This window comes from Sphingomonas faeni, from assembly GCF_040407505.1.
GTDB classification, from domain to species: Bacteria; Pseudomonadota; Alphaproteobacteria; order Sphingomonadales; family Sphingomonadaceae; genus Sphingomonas; species Sphingomonas faeni_E.
On sequence record NZ_JAPZPQ010000005.1, the window covers coordinates 206,226 to 232,460 of the forward strand.

General features: G+C 65.9%; 19 protein-coding genes and 1 pseudogene. 7 read left to right on the forward strand and 13 right to left on the reverse strand.

All coding sequences use genetic code 11. The annotated features are described in order from the left end of the window. Positions 1-5: 5 nt before the first annotated feature. From O6X71_RS16165 to O6X71_RS16175, 3 genes are all read right to left on the reverse strand, one after another. Positions 6-2,423: an ABC transporter permease gene (locus O6X71_RS16165; RefSeq protein ID WP_353466742.1), complete on the reverse strand. Its 2,418-nt coding sequence runs from the start codon at positions 2,421-2,423 to the stop codon at positions 6-8. Between the two features lie 126 nt (positions 2,424-2,549). Continuing rightward, positions 2,550-3,230 (reverse strand): ABC transporter ATP-binding protein, encoded by a 681-nt coding sequence (locus O6X71_RS16170; protein WP_353466743.1) that lies wholly within the window; start codon positions 3,228-3,230, stop codon positions 2,550-2,552. Positions 3,231-3,238: 8 nt separating this feature from the next. Continuing rightward, positions 3,239-4,522, reverse strand: coding sequence for an efflux RND transporter periplasmic adaptor subunit (locus O6X71_RS16175; protein ID WP_353466744.1), 1,284 nt, complete (start codon positions 4,520-4,522; stop codon positions 3,239-3,241). A gap of 126 nt (positions 4,523-4,648) precedes the next feature. Here O6X71_RS16175 and O6X71_RS16180 point away from each other — a divergent pair, with 126 nt between their 5' ends. The 6 genes from O6X71_RS16180 (at position 4,649) to O6X71_RS16205 (ending at position 11,447) form a co-directional block, all read left to right on the forward strand. Then, positions 4,649-5,881, forward strand: coding sequence for a sigma-54-dependent transcriptional regulator (locus O6X71_RS16180; RefSeq protein WP_353466745.1), 1,233 nt, complete (start codon positions 4,649-4,651; stop codon positions 5,879-5,881). Continuing rightward, positions 5,871-7,067, forward strand: a complete 1,197-nt coding sequence (locus O6X71_RS16185) for a sensor histidine kinase (RefSeq protein WP_353466746.1) — start codon at positions 5,871-5,873, stop codon at positions 7,065-7,067. Before O6X71_RS16180 ends, O6X71_RS16185 begins: the two co-directional genes overlap by 11 nt. Before the next feature lie 188 nt (positions 7,068-7,255). Further along, the gene (gene msrB, locus O6X71_RS16190; protein ID WP_353466747.1) at positions 7,256-7,714 is read left to right on the forward strand and encodes a peptide-methionine (R)-S-oxide reductase MsrB; all 459 of its coding nucleotides are present in this window, start codon (positions 7,256-7,258) and stop codon (positions 7,712-7,714) included. Between the two features lie 127 nt (positions 7,715-7,841). After that, the gene (locus tag O6X71_RS16195) at positions 7,842-8,234 is read left to right on the forward strand and encodes a hypothetical protein (RefSeq protein WP_353466748.1); all 393 of its coding nucleotides are present in this window, start codon (positions 7,842-7,844) and stop codon (positions 8,232-8,234) included. Beyond that, positions 8,231-8,836: a DedA family protein gene (locus O6X71_RS16200; protein ID WP_353466749.1), complete on the forward strand. Its 606-nt coding sequence runs from the start codon at positions 8,231-8,233 to the stop codon at positions 8,834-8,836. The genes O6X71_RS16195 and O6X71_RS16200 overlap by 4 nt, the downstream gene beginning before the upstream one ends. A 160-nt stretch (positions 8,837-8,996) precedes the next feature. Continuing rightward, positions 8,997-11,447 carry a S9 family peptidase gene (locus tag O6X71_RS16205; RefSeq protein ID WP_353466751.1) on the forward strand — a complete coding sequence of 817 codons (2,451 nt, stop codon included), beginning with the start codon at positions 8,997-8,999 and terminating at the stop codon, positions 11,445-11,447. A gap of 35 nt (positions 11,448-11,482) precedes the next feature. On the opposite strand, the gene yghU is transcribed toward O6X71_RS16205, so the two are convergent. The 9 genes and pseudogenes from yghU to O6X71_RS16250 form a co-directional block, all read right to left on the reverse strand. Continuing rightward, positions 11,483-12,367 carry a glutathione-dependent disulfide-bond oxidoreductase gene (gene yghU, locus O6X71_RS16210; RefSeq protein WP_353466752.1) on the reverse strand — a complete coding sequence of 295 codons (885 nt, stop codon included), beginning with the start codon at positions 12,365-12,367 and terminating at the stop codon, positions 11,483-11,485. A gap of 104 nt (positions 12,368-12,471) precedes the next feature. Then, on the reverse strand, positions 12,472-15,117 hold the full coding sequence (locus O6X71_RS16215; protein WP_353466753.1) for a TonB-dependent receptor: 2,646 nt from the start codon (positions 15,115-15,117) through the stop codon (positions 12,472-12,474). Positions 15,118-15,318: 201 nt separating this feature from the next. Further along, positions 15,319-16,545: a glycoside hydrolase family 27 protein gene (locus O6X71_RS16220; protein ID WP_353466788.1), complete on the reverse strand. Its 1,227-nt coding sequence runs from the start codon at positions 16,543-16,545 to the stop codon at positions 15,319-15,321. Positions 16,546-16,661: 116 nt separating this feature from the next. Then, positions 16,662-17,696, reverse strand: a pseudogene (locus tag O6X71_RS16225) (glycoside hydrolase family 43 protein); the annotation flags it as partial. Next, a complete protein-coding gene (locus tag O6X71_RS16230) occupies positions 17,693-18,727 on the reverse strand; it encodes an arabinan endo-1,5-alpha-L-arabinosidase (RefSeq protein ID WP_353466754.1) in 1,035 nt (344 codons plus the stop codon). The gene O6X71_RS16230 and the pseudogene O6X71_RS16225, both read right to left, overlap by 4 nt. 51 nt (positions 18,728-18,778) lie before the next feature. Next, positions 18,779-20,353 (reverse strand): alpha-N-arabinofuranosidase, encoded by a 1,575-nt coding sequence (locus O6X71_RS16235; protein ID WP_353466789.1) that lies wholly within the window; start codon positions 20,351-20,353, stop codon positions 18,779-18,781. Positions 20,354-20,360: 7 nt separating this feature from the next. Continuing rightward, positions 20,361-21,302 (reverse strand): Gfo/Idh/MocA family protein, encoded by a 942-nt coding sequence (locus tag O6X71_RS16240; protein ID WP_353466755.1) that lies wholly within the window; start codon positions 21,300-21,302, stop codon positions 20,361-20,363. A 2-nt stretch (positions 21,303-21,304) separates the two neighbouring features. Continuing rightward, positions 21,305-22,297, reverse strand: a complete 993-nt coding sequence (gene araD1, locus O6X71_RS16245) for an AraD1 family protein (protein ID WP_353466756.1) — start codon at positions 22,295-22,297, stop codon at positions 21,305-21,307. 56 nt (positions 22,298-22,353) lie between these two features. Then, on the reverse strand, positions 22,354-23,907 hold the full coding sequence (locus O6X71_RS16250; RefSeq protein ID WP_353466757.1) for an aldehyde dehydrogenase (NADP(+)): 1,554 nt from the start codon (positions 23,905-23,907) through the stop codon (positions 22,354-22,356). A 109-nt stretch (positions 23,908-24,016) separates the two neighbouring features. Here O6X71_RS16250 and O6X71_RS16255 point away from each other — a divergent pair, with 109 nt between their 5' ends. Next, positions 24,017-24,778 carry a FadR/GntR family transcriptional regulator gene (locus tag O6X71_RS16255; protein WP_353466758.1) on the forward strand — a complete coding sequence of 254 codons (762 nt, stop codon included), beginning with the start codon at positions 24,017-24,019 and terminating at the stop codon, positions 24,776-24,778. A gap of 54 nt (positions 24,779-24,832) precedes the next feature. On the opposite strand, the gene O6X71_RS16260 is transcribed toward O6X71_RS16255, so the two are convergent. Further along, positions 24,833-26,158, reverse strand: a complete 1,326-nt coding sequence (locus O6X71_RS16260; protein WP_435368502.1) for a sugar MFS transporter — start codon at positions 26,156-26,158, stop codon at positions 24,833-24,835. Between the last annotated feature and the right edge of the window lie 77 nt (positions 26,159-26,235).

The following is a 26,235-nucleotide window of genomic DNA, read 5'->3' on the forward strand; positions in this document are numbered from 1 at the left end:
GCCTCCTATTCGTGGCGCAGCGCGCGCGCGGGTTCGGCACGGGCCACGCGCCAGGCCTGCCCGAAGACGGTCGCGCTCGCGATCAGCACTGCGGCGAGCGAGGCGCCGACAAAGAATAGCGGCGACAGCACGATCCGGTCGTCGAACCCGCCTAGCCAGCGCTGCATCGCGACATAGGCGAGCGGCCACGCGACGAGGTTGGCGAGGATCACGGGGCGCAGGAACTGCCCGATCAACAGCCGCAACACCTCGGCGGTCGAGGCGCCGAGCGTCTTGCGGATGCCGATCTCCTTCACCCGCCGCGCGGTGTCGAACGCCGCTAGGCCGTAGAGCCCGATGCAGCCGATCAGGACCGCCAGCACCGCGCCGATCGTGAACAGTCGAGAGCGTTGCGCATCCGCCTTGTAATAGCGCTGGTACAGATTGTCCTCGACCGAGCGCGCCTCGAACGGAACGCCGGGCACGACGCGCTTCCACGCCGCCTCGAGCGCCGCCATCATCGTCTTCGCATCGCGGCCGGCATAGCGCACCGCCGCAAACGGCGAGAGGATATCGACCGTGTTGTAGGTGTAGGCGACCGGCGTGACGGCATCGCGCGGGCTCCTGAAGCGCAGGTCGTCGACCACGCCGATGATCGTCGCGTCCCGCTCGCCATCGTTGATCGCCTGTCCCAGTGCCGCGGCCGGCGACGCGAAGCCCAATGCGGTCACCGCGGTCCGGTTGATCACCACATTGGGCCCGGCCCGCTTGCGTTCGGCAGTCGTCAACAGGCCGCGGTCGTCGGCATGCGCGGCGTCGAACAGGCGCCCCGCGACAAGCCGTGCGCCGTACACGCGAAAATAGTCGCGACCGGTGCCTACATCCATCAACGATATCTTGCTGCCGGACGCTCCTGCGCGACTATATCCCGAGAAATTGGTCGTGCTCTGGTCGCCCGGCGCGTTGTTGGCGACCGTCACGCCGGTGACGCCGGGTGCCGCCGCCAGGCTGCGCAGGATCGCCGCGCGCTGTGGTGAATCGATCCCGCCTGTCATCAGCGAGCGGACGATCATCAAGCCGTCGCGACGAAACCCGAGATCGGCGTCACGGATATGCTCGGTCTGTTTGAGCATGACCCCGGTGGCGATGGCGAATGCGATCGCGATCGCGAACTGCACGACGACGAGCGCGCTTCGCAGCCTCGTGCCGCTACGCCCACCACCGGGCGCGCGCGTCGAGGCGAGCACCGCGGCGGGGCGAAACCCCGATAGTACGAACGCGGGATACAGCCCCGCGACCAGTGCTATGCCCAGGACCAGCAGGACCAGCGGCAGGACGACGCCGTCCCAACCGACATAGCGGATCGCCAGCGACGTTCCACCAAGCGCGTTGACGAACGGCAGCGCGATCTCGGCCAGCGCGAGCCCAATCAGCGCCGCCACAGCAACCGTCGCCAGCGCCTCGCCCAAGAACTGGCGGATGAGCGACCGCCGCGTGCCGCCCAGCACCTTGCGCATCGCCACTTCGCGCGCACGCAACCCGGCACGCGCGGTGGCCAGATTGACGTAGTTCACGATCGCGATCAGCAGCGTCAGCAGCCCGACCGCCCCCAAGGTCGTGACGATCGCGCGATCGCCCGGACTATACAGATGCATCGCGGTCAGCGGCCGCAGCGACTGGAAATACTCGCCTTTCTTCAGATTGCCGCCGGCATAGGCGTGGCGATCGAGAAAGGCTGGCAATTGCGCCTCGAACGCCCGCGCTGCCACCGCATCGGGGAACCGCAGGAACGTGGTCAGCGACGCGCTGCCCCAGTGCTCCCACCATTCGTTGCCGAAGCGAGTCCGTGAGATTTGCGCGAACATCTCGCTCTTGAAGGTGACGTCGTCGGGCATGTCGCGCAGCACCGCCCCGACCTTGTAGGGATAGGTCGTCCCATCGATCGACAGTTGCAGCGTCCGGCCGATCGCCGACTGGCTCCCGAAATATTTTCGCGCGGTTTTCTGCGTGACCACCAGGCCGTTCGGATCGGCGAGCGTCGCCGCTGGATTCCCCTCGACCGCGGGAAAGCGCATGAGATCGAAGAAGTTCGGGTCGACCGTGCCCAAATCCTCGGCCGTCGCCTGCCCTCCCTGCTGCACCGTCGCCGCCATGTTCATGTAGCGCGTGCCGACCAGCTGCGGGTAATCCGCCTGCAGGATCTTGAGTTCGCTGCCCATCGTGTTCGGATTGGTGTCCGCCGGATAGCCCGGCATCACATAGCGCTCCTCCATTACCCACAACCGGTCTTGCTGCGGCAGCACCCGGTCGTACCCGGTCTCGAACCGAACGAAGAGGAACAGGACGAGGAACGTCGCGATCCCCAGTGCGAGACCGCCGATGTTGAGCAGGGCGAACAGGCGGTGATGCGCGAGCGAACGATAGAGGCTGGTGAGTGCGGACATGGCGGCTCCTTCAGGCGTCGCTTGCGGTATCGGGGCCGGGCTTGGAGCCGGGCTTGGTCGCTGCGAGGTGGCGGGCGAGGACCACCACGAGCAGCATCAGCACGAGCATCTGCAGCGAGCGGCGCATCAGGCGGCGCGCCGCGCCGACGACAGAATCCGGCCGTCGAGCATGTGCACCGTCCGCTTGGCGATGTCGGCGTGCGAGGGGCTGTGCGTGACCATCACGATCGTCGCGCCCTCCGCGTTCAGCTGGCCAAGGATGTCCATCACCTGCGCGCCGTTCTCGGTATCCAGATTGCCGGTCGGCTCGTCGGCGAGGATCAGCCGAGGCTCGCCGACGATCGCGCGGGCGATCGCGGCGCGCTGTTGCTGGCCGCCCGACAATTGGTGCGGGTGATGACGCTGGCGGTGCGCGATGCCGACCCGGTCCATCGCCGCAGCGACGCGGTCCTTCTTCTCGCGCGCGGGCATCGTCCGATAGGCGAGGCCGAGCGCGACGTTCTCTGCGATCGTCAGCTCGTCGATCAGGTTGAAGCTCTGGAACACGAAGCCCAGCCGGTCGCGGCGTAGCTTGGCGAGTTCGGCTTCGCGCGCGCGCGCGATGTCGGCCCCTTCGAACAGATACCGTCCGTCCGTGGGCCGGTCGATCGTGCCGATGATGTTGAGCAGCGTCGATTTACCGCACCCCGACGGCCCCATGATCGCGACGAATTCGCCCGCCTCGACCGCTAGGTCGATGCCACCGAGCGCAGTCGTCTCGACCTCGTCGGAGGCATAGGTGCGGCTGAGGTCCTGTAACTGGATCATATCTAATCCTATCGGATGAGGAGGGTCTGGAAGGGGGTGTAGGTGCCGAGCGCGGTGGTCACGATCCGCTCGCCGGGCGCGAGGCCGGAGACGATCTCGACCTGATCAGGATTGCGTCGGCCGGCGACGATCGCCCGCCTGACGGCCTTCGCGTTCCCGTCGAGCACGAACGCGGTGGTACCACCCGCATCGAGCCAGCCGCCCGACGGTGCGACCACCGCCGGACGGTCGGCGCCGAGCACGAGCCGCACGTCGAGCGTCTGGCCGCGGTTCAGTCCCGTAGGCGCTGCCCCCCGAAAACCGAGTTCGACGCGAAACCGGCCTTCGGTCACCTGCGGCAGGATTTTGATGACCGACATCGCATAGCTCCGACCGTCGATATCGGCCGCGGCGCCGAGCCCGACCCGGACGCGCCCGAGATAGAATTGATCGACATCGGCAGTCAGCTTCCACTGTCCCTCGGAGTCGATCTGGCCGACCGGATCACCGGCCTTAAGCGTCTGCCCGGGTTGCAACGTAAAGGCGGTAAGCCGTCCCGCGACGGGCGCACGCAGCACCAGCGCGGAGAGACTCGCTCGAACCATCGCCAGGCTCTCGCGCAACTGCCGCGCGGTCGCGGCGATGCCAGAGGACTGATCCGCCAGCGTAGCACCGGCTTCGGCCGTCCCGCGATCGAGCGCAGCAACCCGCGCCTGCTGATAGCCGACATCCTCTCGCACCGGATCGATCGCGGCGCGCGTGATGATGCCCTTGTCGAACAGCACCTGCTTCTGCGCGAGCAACGTCCGCGCCTTGGACAGCGCGTTGCGCGCCTCGGCCAGGTCGCGTGCGCCGTCCTGCCGGCTGTTCTGGACCGATAGCCGCTGGCCGCTGATCGCGCTCAACTGCCCGACGATCTCCGCCGAGCGACTGGCCACGTCGAGTTCGAGCGACGGATTAGACAAACGTGCGAGCGGCGTGCCGGCGGCGACCATCGCGCCATCGCTGGTGGCGAGGTCGGCGACCTGCCCGCCCGAGATCGCGGTCACGAACACCGTGCGCAACGGCGCCACCTCGGCGCGGAGCGGCACGAAATCGCGGAACGGCGCGCGCACGACATCGCCGGTACGGATCGCGGCGGCGTCGACGGTCAGCGCATTGGCGCCGGGCATCAGCAGCCACAGCAACACCGCCGCAGCCACCACCGCGATTGCAAGCGCACCGCGCACGATACGTTTGCGCCGCCGGGCGTGCGGACGCTCGATACGCCGGTCCATCGCGGCGCCCGTTCCAGGCAGGGTCGTCTCTATCATGCGGACAGTGTACGGGACGGATCGACCAGAACCTAAGCTACTGCTAACGCTACATAATTCAGCGCCCCGTAGCTGAGGCGCACACTCGACTGTACCAACTGTCCGTTTCCGGACACTATGACGGCCATGTCAACCGAATCGCATATCCTGGTCATCGACGACGATCCCGACATCGCCAAGGCAGCGCGGTTGTTGCTCGAACGGCACGGCATGCGCGTCTCGACCGCAGCGAACCCGGAGGCGGCCTGGGTGCTGCTCGCCGGCGAACCGATCGACGTCATCCTGCTCGACCTCAACTTCGCGCGCGGACGGACCACCGGCGAGGAGGGGTTCGCGATGCTCGACCGGCTGATCGCGGCAGACGCGCGCGCCGTCGTCATCGTCGTCACCGGGCACAGCGGGATCGCGGTCGCCGTCCGGGCAATGCGCAGCGGCGCGACCGACTTCGTGATCAAGCCCTGGAACAACGAGCGCCTGCTGACCACGGTCGAACGCGGGCTGGCGCTGCGCCGCGCGAAACTGGAGACAGCGGCGACACCGCCCGTCCACGACGGCATTCTGCTCGGCGAAAGCGCCGGGATCACCCGCGCCCGCGACCTGGTCGCTCGCGTCGCGCCCACCGCGGCGCCGATCCTGATCCACGGCGCTGCGGGCACCGGCAAGACGCTGGTAGCCCGACTGGTTCATCAGGCCTCGTCCCACGCCGCCCTGCCGCTCATCACGGTGGACGCCGAGGCCGCGGACGCCGCCGTCATCGCCCAGCAAACAGCGGCGGCCGCTGGCGGATTGCTGGTGATCGACCATATCGACCGCCTGCCTCGTGCGCTCAACGGCGTTCTCCTGTCAGCGCTCGACGGCATCCGGGTCATCGCGACTACGCGACTGGATCGCACCGGCGTTCGGGTAGCTATCGGCGAAGACCTGCTCGACCGGGTCGGGACGATCGAAATCGCCCTCCCGCCGCTCGTCGATCGCGCGGGCGATGTGGCGCTGCTCGCTCGCCATTTCCTTGCGCTGTTCGCCTACCGCCACGGCAAGCCCCTCAGACCACTCGATGCGGACGCGGTGCAGGCGATCGCGGCGGATCGCTGGCCCGACAACGTCCGCGGCCTGCGCCAGATGATGGAACGCGCGGTTCTGCTCGGCAATGGCGAGACTTACGCGATCAGCGACCTCCTGCGTTCGCCCGGCGCCGCCGAGCCGCAATCGCTCGCCCCCGATCTGTCGCTCGCGCGCAACGAGGAAACGCTGATCACCGCGGCACTCGAGCGCCATGCCTTCAACGTCAGCCGCGCCGCCGCACAGCTCGGACTGACCCGCGCGGCGCTCTATCGCCGGATGGCGCGCTATGGCCTCTGACCGGACGCGCGCGGTGGTACGCGCGCTGGTGATAGCTGCGGCGGGCGCCGGTGGTGCGGTTGCGGCCACACGCGGTCTGTACGCCACTGCGCTCCTCGCGGCGATGATCGCGATCTGGATCGCCGCACTCGACCTGGTCGACGCTGGTCAGCGCTCACCGATGCCAGCGCCACCAATTCCGACCCCGTCTGCTGGAGAAGAGGAACGGCGCCGTCTGAACGCCTATCTCGATCTGTCGCCTGCGCCCTTGGTCGCGCTCGACGACGGCCGGTTGCGCGCCGTCAACCGTGCCGCGCGGCGATTGCTCGGCGCAGGCGATCTGGTCGTCGATCCGCCTGAGGGGCTCGTTTCCGCGCTCGCCGACACCCGCCCCGGCCGCACCGCCATGATCGAGATCGGGCACGACACCGACATCCGGAGCTTCGCGCTGGCCACCGGCGACCTTGCGCTGGCAGGGCGGATGACGCGGATCGGCGCGCTGATCGACATCGACGCCGAACTGAAGGCCGCCGAGGCCGCCGCGTTGCGCGAACTCGTCCAGGTCCTGAGCCACGAGATCGTCAACGCCCTCACCCCGATCGCCTCGCTAGCCGAGACCGCGGTGGCGATGCTCGACGATCCGGACCCGATGCTGCCCAAGGTACGCGACGCGGTCGAGACCGTCGCGCGCCGCGCCGCCAGCCTGCACCGGTTCGGCGAAAGCTACCGTGCGTTGGCGAAGCTGCCCGCCCCCTCGGTGGAGCGTATCCCTCTGGCCGGGTTCGTCAGCGATCTGGCGGCATTGTTTACGACGAGATGGCCGAGGATCGCGTTTACGACCGACCTCCTGGACGCACCGGCCCATCTGCTGGCCGACCCGGATCAACTGACCGCAGCACTCTGGGCGATGTTGCAGAACGCGGCCGAGGCGTTGCACGGCTCGTCCGATGCGCGGGTCACGCTCACCGTCGCCGCGCTTGTCGGCCAAACCCAGTTCGTGATGACGGACACCGGCCCGGGTATCCCCGCCGCATATCAAGTCGACATCTTCCGACCTTTCTTCACCACCAAGACCGAGGGCACGGGCGTGGGTCTGGCGCTCGCCCGGCAAATCTTCCGGGGGCACAACGGCGATCTCAGCCTCGCCCATTCTCTCCCCGGCGACACGCGGTTCGAGGGCACCGTTCCTTCCGTTCCGACTAGCTGAACAATCGTCAGCAACTGCACGAGGCGAGCGCGATCACGCGGCCACCCGACGGGGACGAGTGATCTACAGCCAGGCGTCCAGAGCGTGCATCGGCCTCCAACGTTTTTGCCGGTCGTTCAGCAGCGCCACGGCAAGACACCTCGAATTTTCAGCGCGACGCACCACATGCAGGTCAACGGAGTTTACTCATGACCAGCTATCGCAAGACCGATGCCGCCATCGCGTCGCTGACCCCGGAACAGTTCCGCGTAACACAGCAAAATGCTACCGAGCGTCCCGGCACCGGCGCATTGCTTCACAACGAGGCTGCGGGGATCTACGTCGACATCGTCTCGGGCGAGCCGCTCTTTGCCAGCGCAGACAAATACGAGTCCGGTTGCGGATGGCCCAGCTTCACCCGGCCGATCGAACCCACCAACGTGACCGCCAAGCGCGACTGGTCGATGCTGATCCCGCGCACGGAAGTGCGCTCGGCACATGGTGACAGCCATCTCGGCCACGTCTTCAAGGACGGTCCCCGCAGCAGCGGCGGATTGCGCTATTGCATCAACTCCGCGGCGTTACGCTTCGTCCCGCGTACCGAAATGGACGAGCAAGGCTATGCCGCATATCTTGATCAGGTCGAGGATGTCTGTGCCAACAGCTAGCGCGCGGTCCCAGCCGGCGGGTGTTTCTGTAGTCTGTCGGATCTGATCCGCGCGTTGCCGGGACGGCGTCGAAGAGCATCGATCATGCCACGTTGATCGTCGCACTCTGCGCGCGTATCGCGCTTGAATGACCCACAATCGACGTTGGCGAAAAGTCCTGATTGCCCTGTTCGTCGCGGTATTGGCCTTCACCGGATATCACGCGGTCAGGACGGTCAGCGATGCGATCTACTGGAATGCGCACCGCGACGAGCCGATCGAGCGGTGGATGACGATAGGCTATGTCGCCCATTCGTATCACGTTCCGCCGCACGTCCTGCACCAGGCATTGAACCTGCCGCCGATGCCGGACCATCGTCCGCTCGGCCGGATCGCGCGGGACAGCGGACGGTCGATGAACCAGATCGAGGCAAAGCTGCTCTACGCTATCGTCCACGCGCGGCCGCCCTACCCGCCGCCCGGTCCACCGCCGCGACTATTCATGACGCCACCTTCACCGTCACCATCGCCTGCCAAATGACCGACCAGCTGCTTGAACTGCTGACGACCTACGGGCTGCCCGCGCTTTTTGGTGCGATGATCCTTGCTGCGGCCGGCATGCCATTCCCCAGCTCGCTGACATTAGTCGCGATGGGTTCGTTTGTTGCACAAGGCGAGCTCGCATTCTGGCCAGTGATATTTGCCGGAGCAGCCGGAGCGATCGTCGGCGACCAGATCGGCTACGCCTTTGGGCGATATGGCGGCCGCCCCTTGCTCGCCGCGGTCACGGCCCGGATCGGCGGAGCGGACAAGGTTGAGCAGGCCGAAGCCTATTCGCGTAAATGGGCGGGTTGGGGCATCTTCTTCAGCCGGTGGCTGATCGGGCCACTGGGACCATGGATCAACGTGACCAGCGGACTGACCGAATACCCCTGGGTGCGCTTCATCGTTCTCGACGTCGCGGGCGAAGTCCTGTGGCTGCTGATCTACGTTTCGCTGGGCCGCGCCTTCAGCGACCAGGTTCAGACGATCGCCAGCCTGCTGGGCAATCTGACCTGGGTCATCGTCGGCTTGCTCGTCGCCGGGCTGCTCGGGTGGAAACTGTTCGGCCGTTCGACGAAACTGCCAGGCGATGCGGCATGAGCGCTGACGCTAGGTCGCGTTGAGGCAAAAGAGATTCCGAAGCCAGGTGCAACACCTTGCCCCCTGACGAAACTCACGTAAGTTCTTTCATTCGATTAAGCGTTTAGCCTGCCGACCTCAGGCGCCATACGGTTTGGACGATATCGACAAAGGAATTCGAATGCGCGCCGGTGCCTGTCTGATTGCCCTGCTCCTCACCACCACCACCGCCTTCTCTCAGACGCCCGGTGGCAGCACCTACCATCGCGCACCCGACGCGATTGCCAAGGCGTTGGAGACGCCGCCCACCCCCGGGGTCGCCGTCAGCCCCGATCACCGGACGCTCGCCATCCTGGGGCGCGAGAATTTGCCGTCGATCGCCAATCTTTCGAAACCGATCTTGCGGCTGGGCGGCTACCGCATCGATCCCGCCACCAACGGCCAGGCCGAAGTGCGCGTGCAATGGTTGAACGCGCTCAGCTTCAAGGATGTAAGCTCGGGGCGGACCGTGTCGGTCAAGCTGCCCACCGGATTGCGCTTCGCCTCGCCCAATTGGTCGCCCGACGGCACCCGCCTCGCCTTCTACGCGCAAGACGCCGAAGGCCTGTCGCTCTGGATCGCCGAGCGCGACGGCAGTGCCCGCACGGTCGCCCGGGCACTGAACGGCACGTTCGGCACGCCCTTCGTCTGGATGCCGGATAGCAAGGCGCTGGTCGCCTACACCGTGCCCACCGGTCGCGGCGCGGCACCGGTCGCGAGCAGCACACCGGCCGGCCCGGTGATCCAGGAAAGCGCGGGCCGCACCTCGGCAGCACGAACCTATGAGGATCTGCTTGGTGATGCGCATGACGAAGCGCTGTTCGATCACTATTTCACCGGGCAGCTGGTCCGGATCGATCTCGCCGGTGCTGCGCGGCCGATCGGAACGCCGGGCCTGATCACCGACTTCAGCGTCTCCCCGGACGGTCGCTACCTGCTGACCGAGCGGCTCAAGCGGCCTTATTCCTATCTGTTGCCTGCCCGTTTCTTCCCGACCGAGATCGCCGTATCGACGATCGGCGGCCAACCGGTGAAGACGTTGGTCGATCGCCCGCTCGCCGATGACTTGCCGGTCGATTTCGACGCCACCGTCAAGGGGCCGCGCGAGGCGATGTGGCGGTCGGATGCGCCGGCAACGCTGGTCTGGGCGGAAGCACTGGACGGCGGTAATCCCCGCGCCAAGATCGCGTTCCACGACAAGGTGATGATGCAGCCCGCGCCGTTCGATGCCGCGCCGGTCGAACTGGCGCAGACCCCGGCCCGTTACGCAACAATTCTGTGGGGCGATGATCGCTTCGCGATGGTCGTCGACCGCGAATGGCGATCGCGTACTGAGCATCGCCTGGCCGTCGCCCCGTCACGGCCGGGCCAGACGAGGACGATATCGACGCGCAACTATCAGGACCAATATGGCGATCCCGGCGATCCAATGGTCGAGGACAATGCCGCCGGCAAACCGGTGATGCGCTTCACCCCCGATCATGGCGGGGTATACGTCACCGGCGATGGCGCGACCAAGACGGGGGCTTTCCCCTTCCTGGCGACGATGCCCGTCGCCGGCGGCGAGCAGACCCGCCTCTGGACGGCCAAGGCGCCCTATTATGAAACGGTCGTCGCACTGCTCGATGACAAGGCACAGCGGATCCTGACGCGGCGCGAGAGCGCGAAGCTCGCGCCCAACTACATGATCCGCGGCGTGAAGGGCGGCGGCGCCAAGCCCGTCACCGCCTTTGTTGATCCCGCCCCGGTCTTTGCCGGCGTCACGCAGCGCACGATCACCTACCCCCGCGCCGACGGACTCCAGCTGTCGGGCTCGCTGTACCTGCCCGCCGGCTATGACGTGAAACGCGACGGGCCGCTGCCGACGTTGCTGTGGGCGTATCCGGCGGAGTTCACCGACGCGAAGGTCGCCGGCCAGACGGTCGATCAGGGCAACCGGTTCGTCCGCCCGCGCGGCATCAGCCACCTGTTCCTGCTCACGCAGGGCTATGCGATTCTCGACAATCCCTCGATGCCGATCATCGGCGAAGGCGGGGCCGAGGCCAACGACACCTACGTCAAACAGTTGCAGCAGGATGCGCAGGCCGCGGTCGATGCGGTGGTCAAACTGGGTGTCGGCGACCGCAGCCGCATGGCGGTCGGCGGGCACAGCTACGGCGCGTTCATGACCGCCAACCTGCTCGCGCATACCGATCTGTTCCGCGCCGGCATCGCGCGATCGGGCGCGTACAACCGCACGCTGACGCCGTTCGGCTTTCAGGCCGAGCAGCGGACGTATTGGCAGGCGACGCCGACCTATACGGAAATGAGCCCGTTCACCTATGCCGACCGGATCAAGGCGCCCATCCTGCTGATACATGGCGGCGCGGACGACAATAGCGGCACCTTTCCGATCCAGTCCGAGCGCATGTACGCGGCGCTGAAGGGCAACGGTGCGACGGTACGCTACGTCGTCCTGCCCAACGAGCCGCACGGATATCGCGCGCTGGAATCGACCGAGGAGACGTTATGGCAGATGACGGACTGGCTGAATCGCTACGTTAAGCCGAAACAAGCCGGATCGACGCTAGCGGCACTAGCGACGCAGGAGTGATCTGAAAGCGAACGTTCAGCCTCGCGGGTGCGGCGTCACCCCGTCGCTGCGGCGTCGAGCTTGTCCTGCGTACGCGTGTCGAAGTCACTGGAATCGTGCCGTTCGTGGAGCTGACTGGAAGGATCGCCCATCACCCGGTTGACCATCCGTCCACGCACCACCGCGGGCCGCGCGGCGATCAAATCGCTCCAGCGCACCACGTTCTTGTAGTCATCAACCTGGAGAAACGCCGCAGCATCATACACCACCCCCTTGACCAGAGCGCCGTACCAAGGCCACGCCGCCATATCGGCGATCGAATAGTCGTCGCCGCCGAGATACTCGCTCTCGCCCAGACGCCGGTCGAGAACGTCGAGCTGGCGCTTCACTTCCATCGCGAAGCGGTCGATCGCATATTCGATCTTTACCGCCGCATAGGCGTAGAAATGGCCGAACCCACCGCCGAGCAATGGCCCCGCCCCCATTTGCCAGAACAGCCACGAAAGCACCTCAGTGCGCTTGGCAAGGTCGGTGGGCAGAAACGCGCCAAATTTCTCGGCGAGATAGACTAGGATTGAGCCGGACTCGAAGACCCGGACTGGAGTTGCGTTGCTGCTGCGATCTACCAGCGCAGGAATTTTCGAGTTGGGGTTGGCCTGGACGAACCCGCTGCTGAACTGGTCGCCATCCATGATCTTGATGAGCCAAGCGTCGTATTCGGCACCCGTGTGCCCCGCCGCGAGCAGCTCCTCAAGCATCACCGTCACCTTCACCCCGTTGGGCGTCGCCAACGAGTAGAGTTGGAGCGGGTGCCTGCCAACCGGCAATTCCTTGTCATGCGTAGCGCCGGCAACTGGTCGGTTGATGGTGGCGAAGCGACCCTCAGCTGTCTTGTTCCATGTCCAGATTGGGGGGGGCGTATAGTCGGCGGTTTCGGTCATTCGGGTTCTCCGCTCTGGGGATTCCTTGTCCGCGAAATGGGCCGTTGCTGGATTCGACGCAAGTGGGGAGTAGGTTTTCCACCCCTCCCCCCCCAGCCTCTAGACTAGAACTTGAACCGCGCACCGAATTGGAACGTGCGATCGTACGTCCGGGTATCGCGCGGCGTGCTGGAATATGCACCAGCGCCGTTGAGGCCCTGGAAACGATCCTTGTACGTGCGATTAGTGAGGTTGGTCGCATCCACGGTCAGCGTCAGCCAGTCGGTCAGCGCATAATTGCCGGAGAAGTCGAGCTGCCCGGTGGGCGCCGCGACGATCGTATGGGCCTGCACACCGCCCGCATTGTAGCTGTCGACGAAGCTGGAGCGCCAGTTATACGCCAACCGCGCCGACAGGCCGTATTTCTCGTATATCGCGATCACGTTGTACGAATATTTGGAGACGTTGACGATCCGCTGCTGGCCACCGTTGATCGGATCCTCCGTCTTGCCGTCGATGTACGTCCCGTTCAGCTGCGCACCGAAACCACTCAGCGGTCCCGGCAGGAAATCGAAGAACTGCTGATAGGCGAGCTCGACACCCTTCAGCGTGCCATCCCCCGTATTACGCGGACGGCTGACGAGCGCGGTCTGGCCGAGATACGACTCGATCTCCGAATAGGTCTGTATGTAGCCGTTCAGGTCGCGGTAGAAGCCCGCCGCGGTGATCGACGTGGTCCGCGAAGGATACCATTCGATCGACACGTCATAGGACGTCGACTTGATCGGGCTAAGATCGGGGTTGCCGCCGCCGCCGGTAAAGGCCGTGCCCGAGCCCCCGGTATCGCCGTTCGACGCATAGCTGACGAGCGGGTTCAACTGCGCGAAGTCCGGCCGCGTGATGGTCTTGCCGGCCGCGAGACGGACCTGGACCTTCTCGGTCAACGCAATCCGGGCGTTGATGCTCGGCAGCACGTTCAGGTAGTTGTTGCGGCTCGAAACGCCGCTGCCGACCAGTGTCTCGACGGTGTTGACGACGCGGGCGCCACCGACGCCGTCGACATGCACGGACCCCAGATCGAAGGCATAGCCGACCTGCCCGTAGAACGCGTACGTCTTTTCATCGTCGAAGAAGGCGAGGCTCGGATCATAGGCGCGTTCGCCGGCGGGTTGTCCGAAAATGCTGCGGATCTGATCTGTATTGTCGAGCAGGAAGCCGGTGTCGGCCAAAGCGAACTGACCGATCCCCGCCTTGCCATTGATGAGACCATCCGGCGACAGCGTCGCGAGCCCGGCGATGCTGCTGAGCAGAACCGGATTGGCGATTGCGATCGGGATCGATGCCGTCGCTTCAGACTCGGCACGACGACTGGTGTAGCGCGTGCCGATCTTCAAGTTGGACAGGACGCCGCCGTCGATATTGTAGACCAGATCGTTGCGCCAAGCCCATTGCCGGCTGGTTGCGACCGAGTGATTGTCGAACAACGTCCGCAGCGTGTAGATCGACGGATCGGTCAGGTCGACGCCGGGGATGCCGATCAGCGGCGTACCGTTATTGTCGAAATCGATATTCAGCACGGGCGCATTGAACGACGTGTCGACGATCGCGTTGCGGCCGGTCAGGCGGCTGTGGTTGTACGTCAGTTCGGTCGAAAGCACCGCGTTGCCGGTGGTCCATTTGGTGCCGATATCGGCCTGCCACGTCTGCGTCTTGTTCTTGTACGCCTGCTTGCTGGTCAGCGTGTACGCGTTCCGCGTGACCGTGCTTCCCGCCAATCCGGGAGCGTCCTCGCGCGGCGTGGCGGTGACGTCTCCCGCTTTAGGCAGACCGATGAAGAAGTTCGTGTCGGAAGTGTTCTTATACTCGGTAAAGAGCCCGTCCGCGTAGAATTCAAGGTTGGAAGACGGCTTCCACTGCAACGACGCATTATATGCGGTGCGCTTTCGATCGCCATTCTGATACTGCCCGCCGACCGTGTCGGGGATGCCGATACCGTTCGCGCCACCGGGGTTCGAAATGAAGTTGAAGCCGACATCATCCCGATATTTGCGACGATTATAGGACGCGCCGACCATCGCGCCGATTTCACCGATCGACGTGTCCCAGCGGTCGGCGATTAGCCCGCTGCCGATATAGCCCCATTTCTTCGACTGGTCGCTGTAGACCGCGCGACCGCTGCCCGCGACTTCGAGGCCCTTGAAGTCGAACGGACGCCGCAGTCGAACGTCGATGACGCCGGCGACGCCGCCCTCGACCAGGTCGGGCGTGCTTGATTTGTAGACGTCGACGCCAGCCAGAAGCTCGGCCGGAATGTCCTGCAGTGCGACACCACGGCCGGTGCCGGTGAAGGCCTCGCGCCCGTTTAGCAGCGTCGCCGTGTTCGGAAGGCCACGGATCAGCACCGTGCCAGCTTCGCCGGCACCGCGGGTGACCTGCACGCCGGTTACGCGCTGCAACGCATCGGACACGGTGTTGTCGGGCAGCTTGCCGATATCTTCGGCGACGATCGAGTCGACGATTTGCACGGACCGCTGCTTGCGTTGCTGTGCAGAGGAAAGGCTGGCGCGGACGCCGGTGACGATGATGTCTTCGCCGGTCGACGGTATCGTTGCATCGGTCGTTGCTTCAGCGGGGGGTGCAACGGTAGCGGGCGCGCCCTGCTCGGTGGGCGACTGCGCCGCCGCGGCGGACGTTTCCTGGCTGTACGCCGGCCCGCACAGCACGAGGGCCACGACCGACACCGACGACAAGACAACTGGCTTCAACGCCATAACCCTCTCCTGAACGCTAACACGGCCTTATCGACCCGCGATTATTACTCCGACATTGCATATGGCGCGAGCGCACATGCAGCAAGTGATAATCGCGAATATCTCGCATTTAAGCTCGGGTAAGCGTGGTAGCGTGACCATTAGCATTCGCATGAGCGGGCAAGATAAGTCCTACTAGTTGTGCCCGAGCGGCTTGGCGGATCAGCGGCCGAGCCGGTACAGTCCGGCGCCATGAGCTGGCAATAGTTGTGCGAAACGACTGCCCACCGCGGGAAGCTTACGCCCGGTCCATAGATCGCGGACCCTCACCTCGCCGGCGATGCCAAGCAGGCTCAGATCGATCCCGACGGGCTTCGCCGCCTTGCCGGTGTTGAACAGCGCCACATAGCGATCACCCGATCCGGGTATGCGCGCCGACCAGACCCGCGTGCCGTCTTCGACGAAATGGGGCTGGTTGTCTGTGCTCGCCTGGTTGACCGCGATCACCTCCGGATTGGTCAACAACGCAAGCGTGGCGGCATCGATGTGCCGCAGATCACCGCCCATGATCAGTGGCGAGCGCGCGATCGACCACAGCGTCATCAGCGTTCGCTGTTCGTCGGGGGTGAACTTGGTGTCGCGCGCGCCGAGCGCGAGGCGCCCGAGCGGGAGCATGTCCGCATCGGGCCAGCCGCCGGGTACGCGGTGCGCGTTCCAGTTCTCCAGCCGGGTGAACTGCGCTTCGAGCAGCGGCCATTCGTCCCAGAAATCGTCGCTGATCCGCCACATCTGCGCAAAGCGGCGGACGTGATCGGCGCGGGATACCGGCGTTTCGCCGGGCGACAGGCTGAGGATGATCGGCCGGCCTGTCGCGACAATCGCGGCGTGCGCGCCCTCGATCTCGGGGGCATGCGCGTCATAGGGGCGGCTCATGTCGTCCATCTTGACCAAGTCGACGCCCCAGGATGCGTAGAGCGCGAACACGCTGTCGTAATAGGCCTGCGCGCCGGGCTTGCGCATGTCGACGCCGTACATGTCCGGGTTCCAGGTACAGATGCTGGCGGTGTCGGCGATGTCGCGCGCGCGGTATTTCGTCCCGAACACGGGCAGGTTGCGCTCCACCGCCAGCCGCGGAATACCGCGCATCAGGTGGATGCCGAACCGCAGGCCGAGCGCGTGCACCCGGTCGGCGAGCGGGCGGAAGCCCTTGCCGCTGGCGCTCGACGGAAACCGGTTTGGCGCGGGCAGCAACCGGCCATAGCCGTCCATCGCCGGTGTCGGCTTGGTCGCGTAGGTGTAGCTGGTCGCCCCCGGCTCGTACCACTGGATATCGACGGTGAAGATATCATAGCCCGATGGCAGCAGCTTTTCCGCCATGATCGTCGCGGTCTCGATCGCCTGCGCCTCGGTGATCGTCGTCGCGAAGCTGTTCCAGCTGTTCCAGCCCATCGGCGGGGTCGGGGCCAGCGGCTCCGAGTTCGCGCTCCTGCCAGCGCCTATCGCGGCCGCGGGTACCGCTGCGGCCCCCGCGGCAAGGAACGTCCGGCGATCGAAGCCGCTCACCGCAATGGGCCGTTGGCAACCGGTTCGCCGAAGTCAGGGGTGCCGTCGGGCTTGTACTTGAAGGTCTGGACGCGGGTGTGGCGGTTGGGATCGAACAGCGGATCGCCTTTGATCGCCTCATAGTCGCGCGCGTGATAGACCAGGATGTCGCGACCGCGCTCGTCGACGGTGAAGCTGTTGTGGCCGGGCCCGAAGACCTTGTGCGCGGGCGACGACTTGAACACCGGCTGCGGCGATTTCGTCCAGGCTGCCGGGTCCATGATGTCGGCATCGTCGCGCGCAGTCAGCATGCCCATGCAGTATCGCGCGTCGGTCGCGCTCGCCGAGTAGGTCATGAACAGCTTGCCGTTGCGCGCCAGCAGCGCAGGCGCCTCGGCGACCTTGAACCCGCGGATTTCCCAGTCGAGCGTCGGGACCGCCAACCGCGCGGGCTTCGCCGCCAGCGTCAGCGGGGTCGCGAGCGGTGCGAGATAGAGGTTGCTGTTGGTCTCGATCCCCGGCTCGCGCTGTGCCCAGGCGAGATAGCGCGTGCCGCGGTGGACGAAGCTGGTGGAATCGAGCGTGAAGCTGTCCCACGGCGTCGTCAATTGCCCCAGCACGGTCCAGGTGCCGGTCATGGCGTCGGGTCCGTCGCAGACCACCGCGAAAGTGCGGATGCGGAACACGTCCTCGCCGCCGCCGCTGGGGCCTGCCGCGAAATACATGATCCAGCGGCCGTCGATCAAGTGCAGTTCGGGTGCCCAGAGGAAGCCGGACATCGGCCCGGTCTTCTCGTGTCGCCACAACACGCGCTCGTTGGCGGTCGACAGCCCTGCCAGCGTGCGCGAGCGGCGCAGCACGAGCCGGTCGTATTCGGGTACCGAGCCGGTCATGTAATAATAGCCGTCGGTGTGCAGGAAGACCTGCGCATCGGCGCGCTGGCGGACCAGTGGGTTGACCGGCACCGGCGCCTTGGCCGCGACCCGTGCGAGCGCACCGCTAGCGGTCGCAGCACCAGCACCGGCCAGGAACAGCCGTCGTGTGAAATCCATCGTCATGGTCGATTCTCCGCAACTGGCCAGCCATCCGCACCCCAGGCGATCGGTGCGATGCGCAACGTCGGGGTGCCTTTGGTCTGGGAATCATAGGCATGGTAGACGACATAGTCCTTGCCGTCGGTGTCGTGCATCACGCCGGGGTGGCCGGGGCCGCGATAGCGCTGCTTTTCCTGCAGGTCGGCGCGCAGGAAGATCGTCCCCCCGCCCTGCATCATCGCGCTGCCGTCCTTGCCGAGATACGGCCCAGTGATCGCCTTCGATCGGCCGACGACGGTGTAATAGGTGCTGTTCACGCCCTTGCAGCAATAGTCGTAGCTCGCCAGCAGCCAGTAATAGCCGCCATGGCCGATGATGAACGGCGCCTCGACCGGCGCTGGTCCGCCGGCGGGTGCGGGGCGGCGCGCGATCGCGTGGGGTTTCTCCGCGGGGTCGAGCAGCTTGCCGGTCTTGGGGTCCAGCGCGAACAGCTTGATACCGGTCCAGAAGCTGCCGAGCGACAGCCACTCGCGGCCCTGCGCATCGAGGACGTGGTTCGGGTCGATCGCATTGAAATCATCCTTGGGCGTCGACATCACCACCAGCCCCTCGTCGCGCCAGCCATAGCCGGGGGCCTTGGGGTCGAGCGTCGGGCTGGTCGCCAAGCCGATCGCCGAGCGGTTCGAGCCGAAGGTGGAGACCGAATAATAGAGCCGGTACCGCCCGTCTGCGCTGCGCGAAATGTCCGGCGCCCACATCCCCTTGGTTCCCGGCACCGCCTTGGTCGTCCAGTCGGGCAGGCGCGTGAACGGCGGCGTGCCGGCAGTCCAGTGGACCAGATCCGGCGACGTCCGTGCGCTCAGCATCTGGCCGTCGAGCCCGGTGCCGTAGACGTAATAGGTGTCGCCCGCGCGGATCATCACCGGGTCGTGGACCGGGGCGATGTCGCCGGTCAGGCGGGCGTTCAATGCAGGCGGCGTATCGGCGGTTTGCGCCAGCACGCTACTCGCGAGCGTCAGCGCGATCAGTCCGGTCGCCCATTTCGGTGCGGCCATCGTCTCTCTCCCGGTAGGTGCGCCCGCCGGTTGCTCCGGCGGGCGTCACGATCACTTCAGTTCGAGCATCACCACCGACATCGGCGGCAACGTCACCGACAGCGTTCCACCGCTCAGGCTAGCGCCGTTGAATGCCTTCGGTGCGACCGCGTTGGGCGCCTCGAAGGTGTTGAGCGCAGTCATCGTCGGCGCGGTGAGCACCTGCCCGGTGACGCTTTGCGCGGTCACGCCGGGCAGCGCAGCCGCGACGCTGGTCGGCTTGTTCGGATCGAGGTTCGACAGCGCGATCCGCACCACGCCGTCCTTGCCGCGCACGGCGGATGCGCTGACCGACGGCATCGTCCACTGGTCCTTGTTGTACCAGGGCGACTTGATGTCGATCGGCAGGACCGTGCCGTCCATGTACGGCTTGTACATCGCGAACACGTGATAGGTCGGCGTCAGCACCATCTTGCTGCCGTCGGTCAGGATCATCGCCTGCAGCACGTTCACCATCTGCGCGATCGCGGTCATCTTCACGCGGTCGGCATGCTTGGCGAAGATGTTGAGGTTGATCGCGGTGACCAGCGCGTCCCGCAGCGTGTTCTGCTGGCGCAGGAAACCGGGGTTGGTGCCCGGATCGCCCGCATACCAGGTGCCCCATTCGTCGACCGCGAGCCACATCGTCTTCTTCGGATCGACCTTGTCCATGATCGCCGAATGCTTGGTGATCAGCTCGTCCATCTTGAGCGTCTCGGACAGCGTCTCGGCCCAGCCGCGCTCGTCGAACACGGTCGCGGACGCACGCGGCGGCCAGCCACCGGGGACGGTGTAGTAATGCAGCGACAGCGCATCGACCTTGCCGACCAGCTCGCGCGCCATCGTCTCGGTCCAGTGATAGTCGTCGACGTTGGCGCCGCTCGCGATCTTCATCACGCGCGTATCCTTGGGCGCCTTGATAAAGGTGGCATAACGCCGCGTGACGTCGGCGGCATATTCCGCGCGCATGTTGCCGCCACAGCCCCACAGCTCGTTGCCGACACCGAAATACGGCACTGCCCACGGCGCCTTGTGGCCGTTCTTCGCGCGTTCGTCCGCCAGCGTGCCAGCGGGCGAGGTCATGTATTCGACCCACTCCGCCATTTCCTGCGGCGTACCGTTGCCGACGTTGCCGGCGATATAGGGCTCGGCGCCGAGCTGTCCGGCGAGATCCATGAACTCGTGCGTGCCGACCGTGTTGGGCTCGGTCACGCCGCCCCAATGCGTGTTGATCTTGACCGGGCGCTTGGCCTTGGGACCGATCCCTTCGCGCCAGTGATATTCGTCGGCGAAGCAGCCGCCCGGCCAGCGCACGACCGGCACGCCGATCCCGCGCAGCGCGGTGACGACATCGGTACGGAAACCGCGGACGTTGGGGATCTTCGACTTTTCACCGACCCAGAGCCCGCCATAGATGCCGGTGCCGAGATGCTCCGCGAACTGCGTGAAGATGCGGCGATCATAGGTCGGGCCGGGCGTGTCGGCGTGGACCGTAACAGTTGCCCCGGTCGAACTGGGCGCGGTGGCGGGCGCGTCGGTCTGCGCGGTGCCGATGCCGGCGGTCGAGACCAGCAGCGCGGCGGCGAGGCCCTTCAGCGTGCGGGCCATTTTTGCCTCAATCATCGAAAGCCTCCACGGAATTGCGGGTGCCGCGCAGGAACGCGTCGGCGACGAGGGTGAACGGGGTCGTGTCGACTTCGCTGCGGCCACCGCGGATCAGCGACGCAAAGCGGGTGTAGAGGCCGGGATATTCCTCGTCGTCGTTATGCACGGTGCCGTTCGGCAAGGTCAGCACCGCGCCGCCCTTGGCGAGGCTGAGCGTGCCGGCATCGGTCTCGACGGTGATGTCCCAGCTCTGCGGGCCGGTCTGACGCCAGTCGAGATCCATGTCGATCGGCGTGCCCGAGGCGCTGCGGAAGGTCAGGTCGGCAGCGATCGGGGCGGCGCGGTTGGCCGGCGTCGACAGCGTCGCGGCCGTCAGGAAGAACGGCTGCGGCAGGATCTCGGTCGCGATCGAGAGCGCGTTGATGCCGGGATCGAACACGCCGAGACCGCCCGGCTCCCAGATCCACGCCTGCCCCGGATGCCAGACGCGAACGTCCTCGCGCCAGACAATCGATACGCGCTCGATCTTACGCTCGGCGAGCCAGGCCTTGGCCGGCGCGACCCCCGCTGCGAACCGCGAATGCCAGCCGGCGAACAGCGTCGTTCCCGTCTCGGCAGCCTGGGCTTCGAGTGCATCGACCTCGGCGAGCGTCGCACCGGGCGGCTTTTCGAGGAAGACGTGCACGCGCTTGGCGAGCGCCATCGAGGCTAGCTCGTAGCGCACCTGTGGCGGCGTGCAGAGCGCGATCGCGTCGATCGCCGGACCGTCGGCGAGCAACGAATCCAACGACTTGAAGTTGGCGACTCCTTCGACGCCCGGATCGCGCGGACTGACGCTGGCGACGAACTCGAACTCGGGGTTGCCCGCGATCGACGGCAGATGCTGATCGCGCGCGATCTTGCCCATGCCGACGACCGCAACGCGGATTGCGCCGTTAGAAATAGCGGGCATCCTCAGAGCGCCTTCACGGTAACGGGCTGCGGCGCAGCCTTGGTCAGCGTGTTGCGCAACGGCAGGGTGAACGGCGCGGCCTCGATCTCGAACACATCGCCTTCGCGCGTCGTCACGCCGTCGGCGAACGACAGCGTCGCGGTGCCGAAGAAATGGACGTGCACGTCGCCCGGACGGCGGAACAGGTCGTATTTGAAGTGATGCGCCTCGAGGTTGGCGATGCTGTGCGACATGTTCGCCTCGCCCGACAGGAACGGCTTTTCCCACAGCAGCGCACCGTCGCGGTGGATGCGGCTCGCACCCTCGATATGCTCGGGCGGGGTGCCGACGAGCAGTTCGGGCCCGAGCGACGCCTGGCGCAGCTTCGAATGCGCGAGCCACAGGTAGTTGTGGCGCTCGGTGACGTGATCGCTGAACTCGTTGGCGAGGCACAGGCCGAGGCGGAACGGCGTGCCATCGGGACCGATCAGGTAGATCCCGGCAAGCTCAGGCTCCTCGCCGCCATCCTCGGCGAAATCAGGCATCGCGAACGCCTCACCCGGTGCAACCAGCCCCGAACCATCGCCCTTGTAGAACCATTCGGGCTGCTGCCCACGCGTCCCCGCTGCGGGCTTGCCGCCCTCGACGCCTTCAAGGAACATCCGCATCGAATCGGTCTGCTTCTCGGCGTCCGCGGCCGCGCGGTGCATCTTGTCGCGACTCTCGGCCGAACCGAGATGAGTCAGGCCGGTGCCGGTCATGATCAAATGGGCCGGATCGACATGATCGATCGGCGAAGTCAGGCGACCCGCGGCGAGTTCGGCAGCGATGTCGACGGTAGCGCCCGTTCCACAGGCCGCAACCGCGCCGGCGAGATCGCTACCGGCGGCAATCGCACGCTCGGCCAGCGCGCGAACGCTGTCGACCCCAGTGACGAACGCCGCCCCCTCGTTAGTAGCCGCGATCACCGATCGCGTGCCATCGACGCCAACATGCTGCAACAGACGCAAAGTCATCAATTTCTCTCCTAGTCGGGACGCCGCTGTTACGGTTCGCCGCCGGATATATCAGTTTAGTTGGCGGAAACGCCGTCGATTAGCCGCGGCGCGGTCGTGCCGTCACGCAACACTCCCGGCAGCAGTTCGGGCAGCAGGTTCTGGTACGACACCGGCCGCAGGAACCGATCGATCGCAAGGCTGCCGACCGAAGTCGTGCGGCCGTCCGACGTCGCCGGGAACGGACCGCCATGAACCATGGCATGGGCGACCTCGACACCGGTAGGCCAGCCGTTCGCGAGGATCCGTCCAGCCTTGCGCTCGAGCAGCGGGATCAGTCGCGACGCCATGTCGGCATCAGCGTTGTCCATCTGGATCGTCGCGGTAAGCTGCCCCTCGGCGGCGCGCAGTACGGCGTGGAGTTCGTCCTCGCTCGTGCAGCGCACCAGCAACGACGATGCCCCGAACACTTCATGGCCCAGCGCCTTGTCGCTCAGGAACTGCGCGGCGGTCGTTTCGAAGAATGCCGCCTGCCCTTGCGCGACGCCTTCACCGACCTTGCCGCGCGCGATCTCGTTCACCGCGTCGTGGCCGGCAAGGGCGGCGATGCCCTGCTCGTAGGCGGCATGGATGCCGCTGGTGAGCATCGTCGCGGCAGGAGCCTCAGGCAATGCCGCTGCGGCAGCGGACACGAATGCGTCGAGCCCCTCGCCTTCGATCGCGAGCACGAGACCGGGGTTGGTGCAGAACTGCCCCGCGCCCATCGTCAGCGATCCGACGAACGCCGTCCCGAGCGCCGCGCCGCGGGCCTTCAGAGCTTCGGGCAGCAGCACGACCGGGTTGATGCTCGACATCTCGGCATAGACCGGGATCGGAACTTCACGGGCCTGCGCCAGCTTGACGAGCGCGAGGCCGCCGGCGCGCGATCCGGTGAAGCCAACCGCGGCGATCCGAGGATCCTGCACCAGCGCGCTGCCGAGCTCGTTGCCCGGGCCGACCAGATGCGAGAACACGCCCTTTGGCAATCCGCAGGCTGCAACCGCGGCATCGATCGCACCCGCGACCATCGCGCCGGTCGCAGGATGCGCGGGATGGCCCTTCACGACCACAGGACAAGCCGCGGCCAAAGCGGAAGCAGTGTCGCCACCCGCCGTCGAGAAGGCGAGCGGAAAGTTGCTCGCGCCGAACACGGCGACCGGGCCGAGCGGGATCATCCGCAACCGCAGATCGGGACGCGGCAGTGGCGCGCGGTCCGGCAACGCAGGATCGATTCGCACACCCATATATCCGCCGCGACGGACGACGTCGGCGAACAGCTTCAACTGTCCGACCGTACGACCGCGCTCGCCCTCCAGCCGCGCCCGTGGCAGGCCGCTCTCGCGCATGGCCGCCACGATCAGGTCGTCGCCGAGCGCGATTATTTCCGCCCCGATCCGCTCGAGGAAATCTGCACGTGCGTCGTTGGCGGTCGCGCGGTACACATCGAACGCGCCATCGGCGGCGACACAAGCGGCTTCGACCTCATCCGGGCCGTGCACGGCGAACGCCTCGCCCGTCGCGATCCCGGTCGCGGCCTCGATCGAGCGAAGGCTTGCGCGCTCGGTTGCAGTAAAGTTCATAGTATCGGACATTGGAGCCTCTCCCTATACTCGGACATATAAGCGGGATCGGACTTTGGCAATCTTTGTCGTTCCGTGATCGGGAGCGGGCTGTTACGCCCCTGACAGGGAGCGGCTGAACATGACAAAAATCCAGGGCACAGGAGAAGACGCGGGTATCGACGTGACGTCGCCACGCGTACCTCGTGGGACCGGACGGCGGTTGCACGGTGCGGTTGCGCATAAAGTGGGCACGGCAATCCTGGCAGGCGAGTTCGCGCCGGGCGATACGCTGTCGGGTGAAGTCGAGTTCTCGAAGACGCTGGATGTGTCGCGCAGTGCATACCGCGAGGCGGTGCAGGTGCTGACGGCCAAGGGGCTAGTCGAAAGCCGGCCGAAGATCGGTACGCGCGTGCTGCCGAGAAGCCGGTGGAACTTGCTCGACCCCGACGTACTGGCCTGGGCATTTGCCGGCGAGCCGGACATCACCTTCATCCGCAGCCTGTTCGAACTGCGCGGGATCGTCGAGCCGGCGGCCGCTGCGCTTGCCGCGCAACGCCGCGAGCGCTCGGACTTGAAAACGATGAAGGACGCGCTGTCGGCGATGCGCCGGCACACGCTGGCGACCGAGGCGGGGCGCACGGCGGACCGCGATTTTCACGATGCCATCCTGCACGCGACTCGCAACGACGCGCTGATCGTGCTGAGCGCGAGCATCGGTGCGGCGGTCGGCTGGACCACGCTGTTCAAGCAGCGCGGCCGCGCTTTGCCGCGCAACCCGATTCCCGATCACATGCGCGTGTACGATGCCATCGCGGCCGCCGATGCGACCGGCGCCAGCGACGCGATGCGCGCGCTGGTCGACCTTGCGCTCGAGGATACGCAACTGGCCATGGCACGCTGAGTTTCCGCGGCCGATCGACCTGCCTCGGCCATCCTTCGCGAAGTCAAAGAAGCCTTAGCGAACCGATGGCTCGGGCAGCGGATCGGTAACTCTCGAGCCCCACACCGCGTAGAAGAGGATGTAGAGCTCGCAAACCGCGGTGAGCAGGAACGACGCCTGCAAGCCATAGGTATCGGCAAGCCAGCCTTGCACGATGACCAGTGCGCCGCCAGCGATCGCCATGATCAGCAGCCCGGAGCCCTCCTCGGTCAGCGGCCCCAACCCCTTGATCCCGAGCGTGAAGATCGTCGGGAACATGATCGAGTGGAACAAGCCCACCGAGATCAGTGCCCACATCGCGACGTGACCCGTGGTGAAACTTGCGATCAGCATGACGATAAACGCCCCAATGCTGGCAAACGCGAGGACGCGCTCGGCGGGCACGGTTCGCATGACGACGCTGCCGACCAGCCGGCCAACCATCATTCCGCCCCAGAGGATGAACAGGTAGTGCGATGCCTGCTCGTGCGTCAGGTTGCCGATCTGCGGCTGGCTGACGAAGTTGATGAACAGGTTGGCGACGCCGATCTCGGCAATCAGATAGATGAAGATCGCCGGGATGCCGAGCACCAGGTTGCGGTGCGACCAGAGCGACAGCCCCTTGCGATCCGCCTTCGCCGAGCGCTGCGTGGCCGTGCCCATCGCCGGCAGCGGGAAGCGCGCGATGACCACCGCGAGAACGACCAATACCGTAGCCACGATCAGATACGGCAGCACCACAGACTGCGCATCGGCCAGCCGCTCGGCGGGTGTCAGCACCGCGGTCGAACCGGCAACCGCCGTGCCCGAGGTCGAGCGGCCAAGGATCAGATAGCCACCAAACAGAGGCGCGAGCGTCGCACCGGCGGAATTGAACGCCTGCACCAGATTCAGACGCGACGACGCGGTCTCGGGCGGACCGACAACGGCGACATAGGGATTGGCTGCGACCTGCAGCAGCGTGATGCCGCTGGCGATCACGAACAGCGCCACCAGCGTGACGCCGTAGGACGGCAGCCGCGCGGCGGGCACCATCATCAGCGCACCGACTGCCATCAGGCCGAGCCCGAACACCATCGCGCGCTGATACCCGACCCGTTCGATCAGCTTGGCCGACGGGATCGACGCGAAAAAATAGGCGATGAACCAGACGCTCTCGATCAGCGTGGTCTGCGTGTAGCTAAGGTCGAACACGCTGCGTAAGTGCGGCAGCAGCGTGTTGTTGATCACCGTGATGAAGCCCCACATGAAGAACAGGCTGGCAAGCAACGTCAGCGCGGATCGATAGCTCGGGCTTCCGCCTGGGACCGTGGATGTAGCCCCGGCCTCGACCGGTCGTTGCGTCTGTATCGGCATCGCCATAATCATCATCCTCCATGCCGTGTCGGCGACTGGTCTACCGTTCTGGTTGACAGTCTTTGTCCCGCATGGCTTGCCCA

Bases quoted from the DNA above. Each gene is read 5' to 3' on its own strand.
- O6X71_RS16240 (WP_353466755.1), bottom strand. From the start codon at position 21,302: ATGCCCGCTATTTCTAACGGCGCAATCCGCGTTGCGGTCGTCGGCATG.
- O6X71_RS16170 (WP_353466743.1), bottom strand. From the start codon at position 3,230: ATGATCCAGTTACAGGACCTCAGCCGCACCTATGCCTCCGACGAGGTC.
- O6X71_RS16195 (WP_353466748.1), top strand. From the start codon at position 7,842: ATGACCCACAATCGACGTTGGCGAAAAGTCCTGATTGCCCTGTTCGTC.
- araD1 (WP_353466756.1), bottom strand. From the start codon at position 22,297: ATGACTTTGCGTCTGTTGCAGCATGTTGGCGTCGATGGCACGCGATCG.
- O6X71_RS16220 (WP_353466788.1), bottom strand. From the start codon at position 16,545: ATGGGCTGGAACAGCTGGAACAGCTTCGCGACGACGATCACCGAGGCG.
- O6X71_RS16215 (WP_353466753.1), bottom strand. From the start codon at position 15,117: ATGGCGTTGAAGCCAGTTGTCTTGTCGTCGGTGTCGGTCGTGGCCCTC.
- O6X71_RS16230 (WP_353466754.1), bottom strand. From the start codon at position 18,727: ATGGCCGCACCGAAATGGGCGACCGGACTGATCGCGCTGACGCTCGCG.
- O6X71_RS16200 (WP_353466749.1), top strand. From the start codon at position 8,231: ATGACCGACCAGCTGCTTGAACTGCTGACGACCTACGGGCTGCCCGCG.
- O6X71_RS16175 (WP_353466744.1), bottom strand. From the start codon at position 4,522: ATGATAGAGACGACCCTGCCTGGAACGGGCGCCGCGATGGACCGGCGT.
- O6X71_RS16185 (WP_353466746.1), top strand. From the start codon at position 5,871: ATGGCCTCTGACCGGACGCGCGCGGTGGTACGCGCGCTGGTGATAGCT.
- O6X71_RS16165 (WP_353466742.1), bottom strand. From the start codon at position 2,423: ATGTCCGCACTCACCAGCCTCTATCGTTCGCTCGCGCATCACCGCCTG.
- O6X71_RS16180 (WP_353466745.1), top strand. From the start codon at position 4,649: ATGTCAACCGAATCGCATATCCTGGTCATCGACGACGATCCCGACATC.
- O6X71_RS16205 (WP_353466751.1), top strand. From the start codon at position 8,997: ATGCGCGCCGGTGCCTGTCTGATTGCCCTGCTCCTCACCACCACCACC.
- O6X71_RS16235 (WP_353466789.1), bottom strand. From the start codon at position 20,353: ATGGCCCGCACGCTGAAGGGCCTCGCCGCCGCGCTGCTGGTCTCGACC.
- O6X71_RS16255 (WP_353466758.1), top strand. From the start codon at position 24,017: ATGACAAAAATCCAGGGCACAGGAGAAGACGCGGGTATCGACGTGACG.
- yghU (WP_353466752.1), bottom strand. From the start codon at position 12,367: ATGACCGAAACCGCCGACTATACGCCCCCCCCAATCTGGACATGGAAC.
- O6X71_RS16250 (WP_353466757.1), bottom strand. From the start codon at position 23,907: ATGTCCGATACTATGAACTTTACTGCAACCGAGCGCGCAAGCCTTCGC.
- msrB (WP_353466747.1), top strand. From the start codon at position 7,256: ATGACCAGCTATCGCAAGACCGATGCCGCCATCGCGTCGCTGACCCCG.
- O6X71_RS16260 (WP_435368502.1), bottom strand. From the start codon at position 26,158: ATGGCGATGCCGATACAGACGCAACGACCGGTCGAGGCCGGGGCTACA.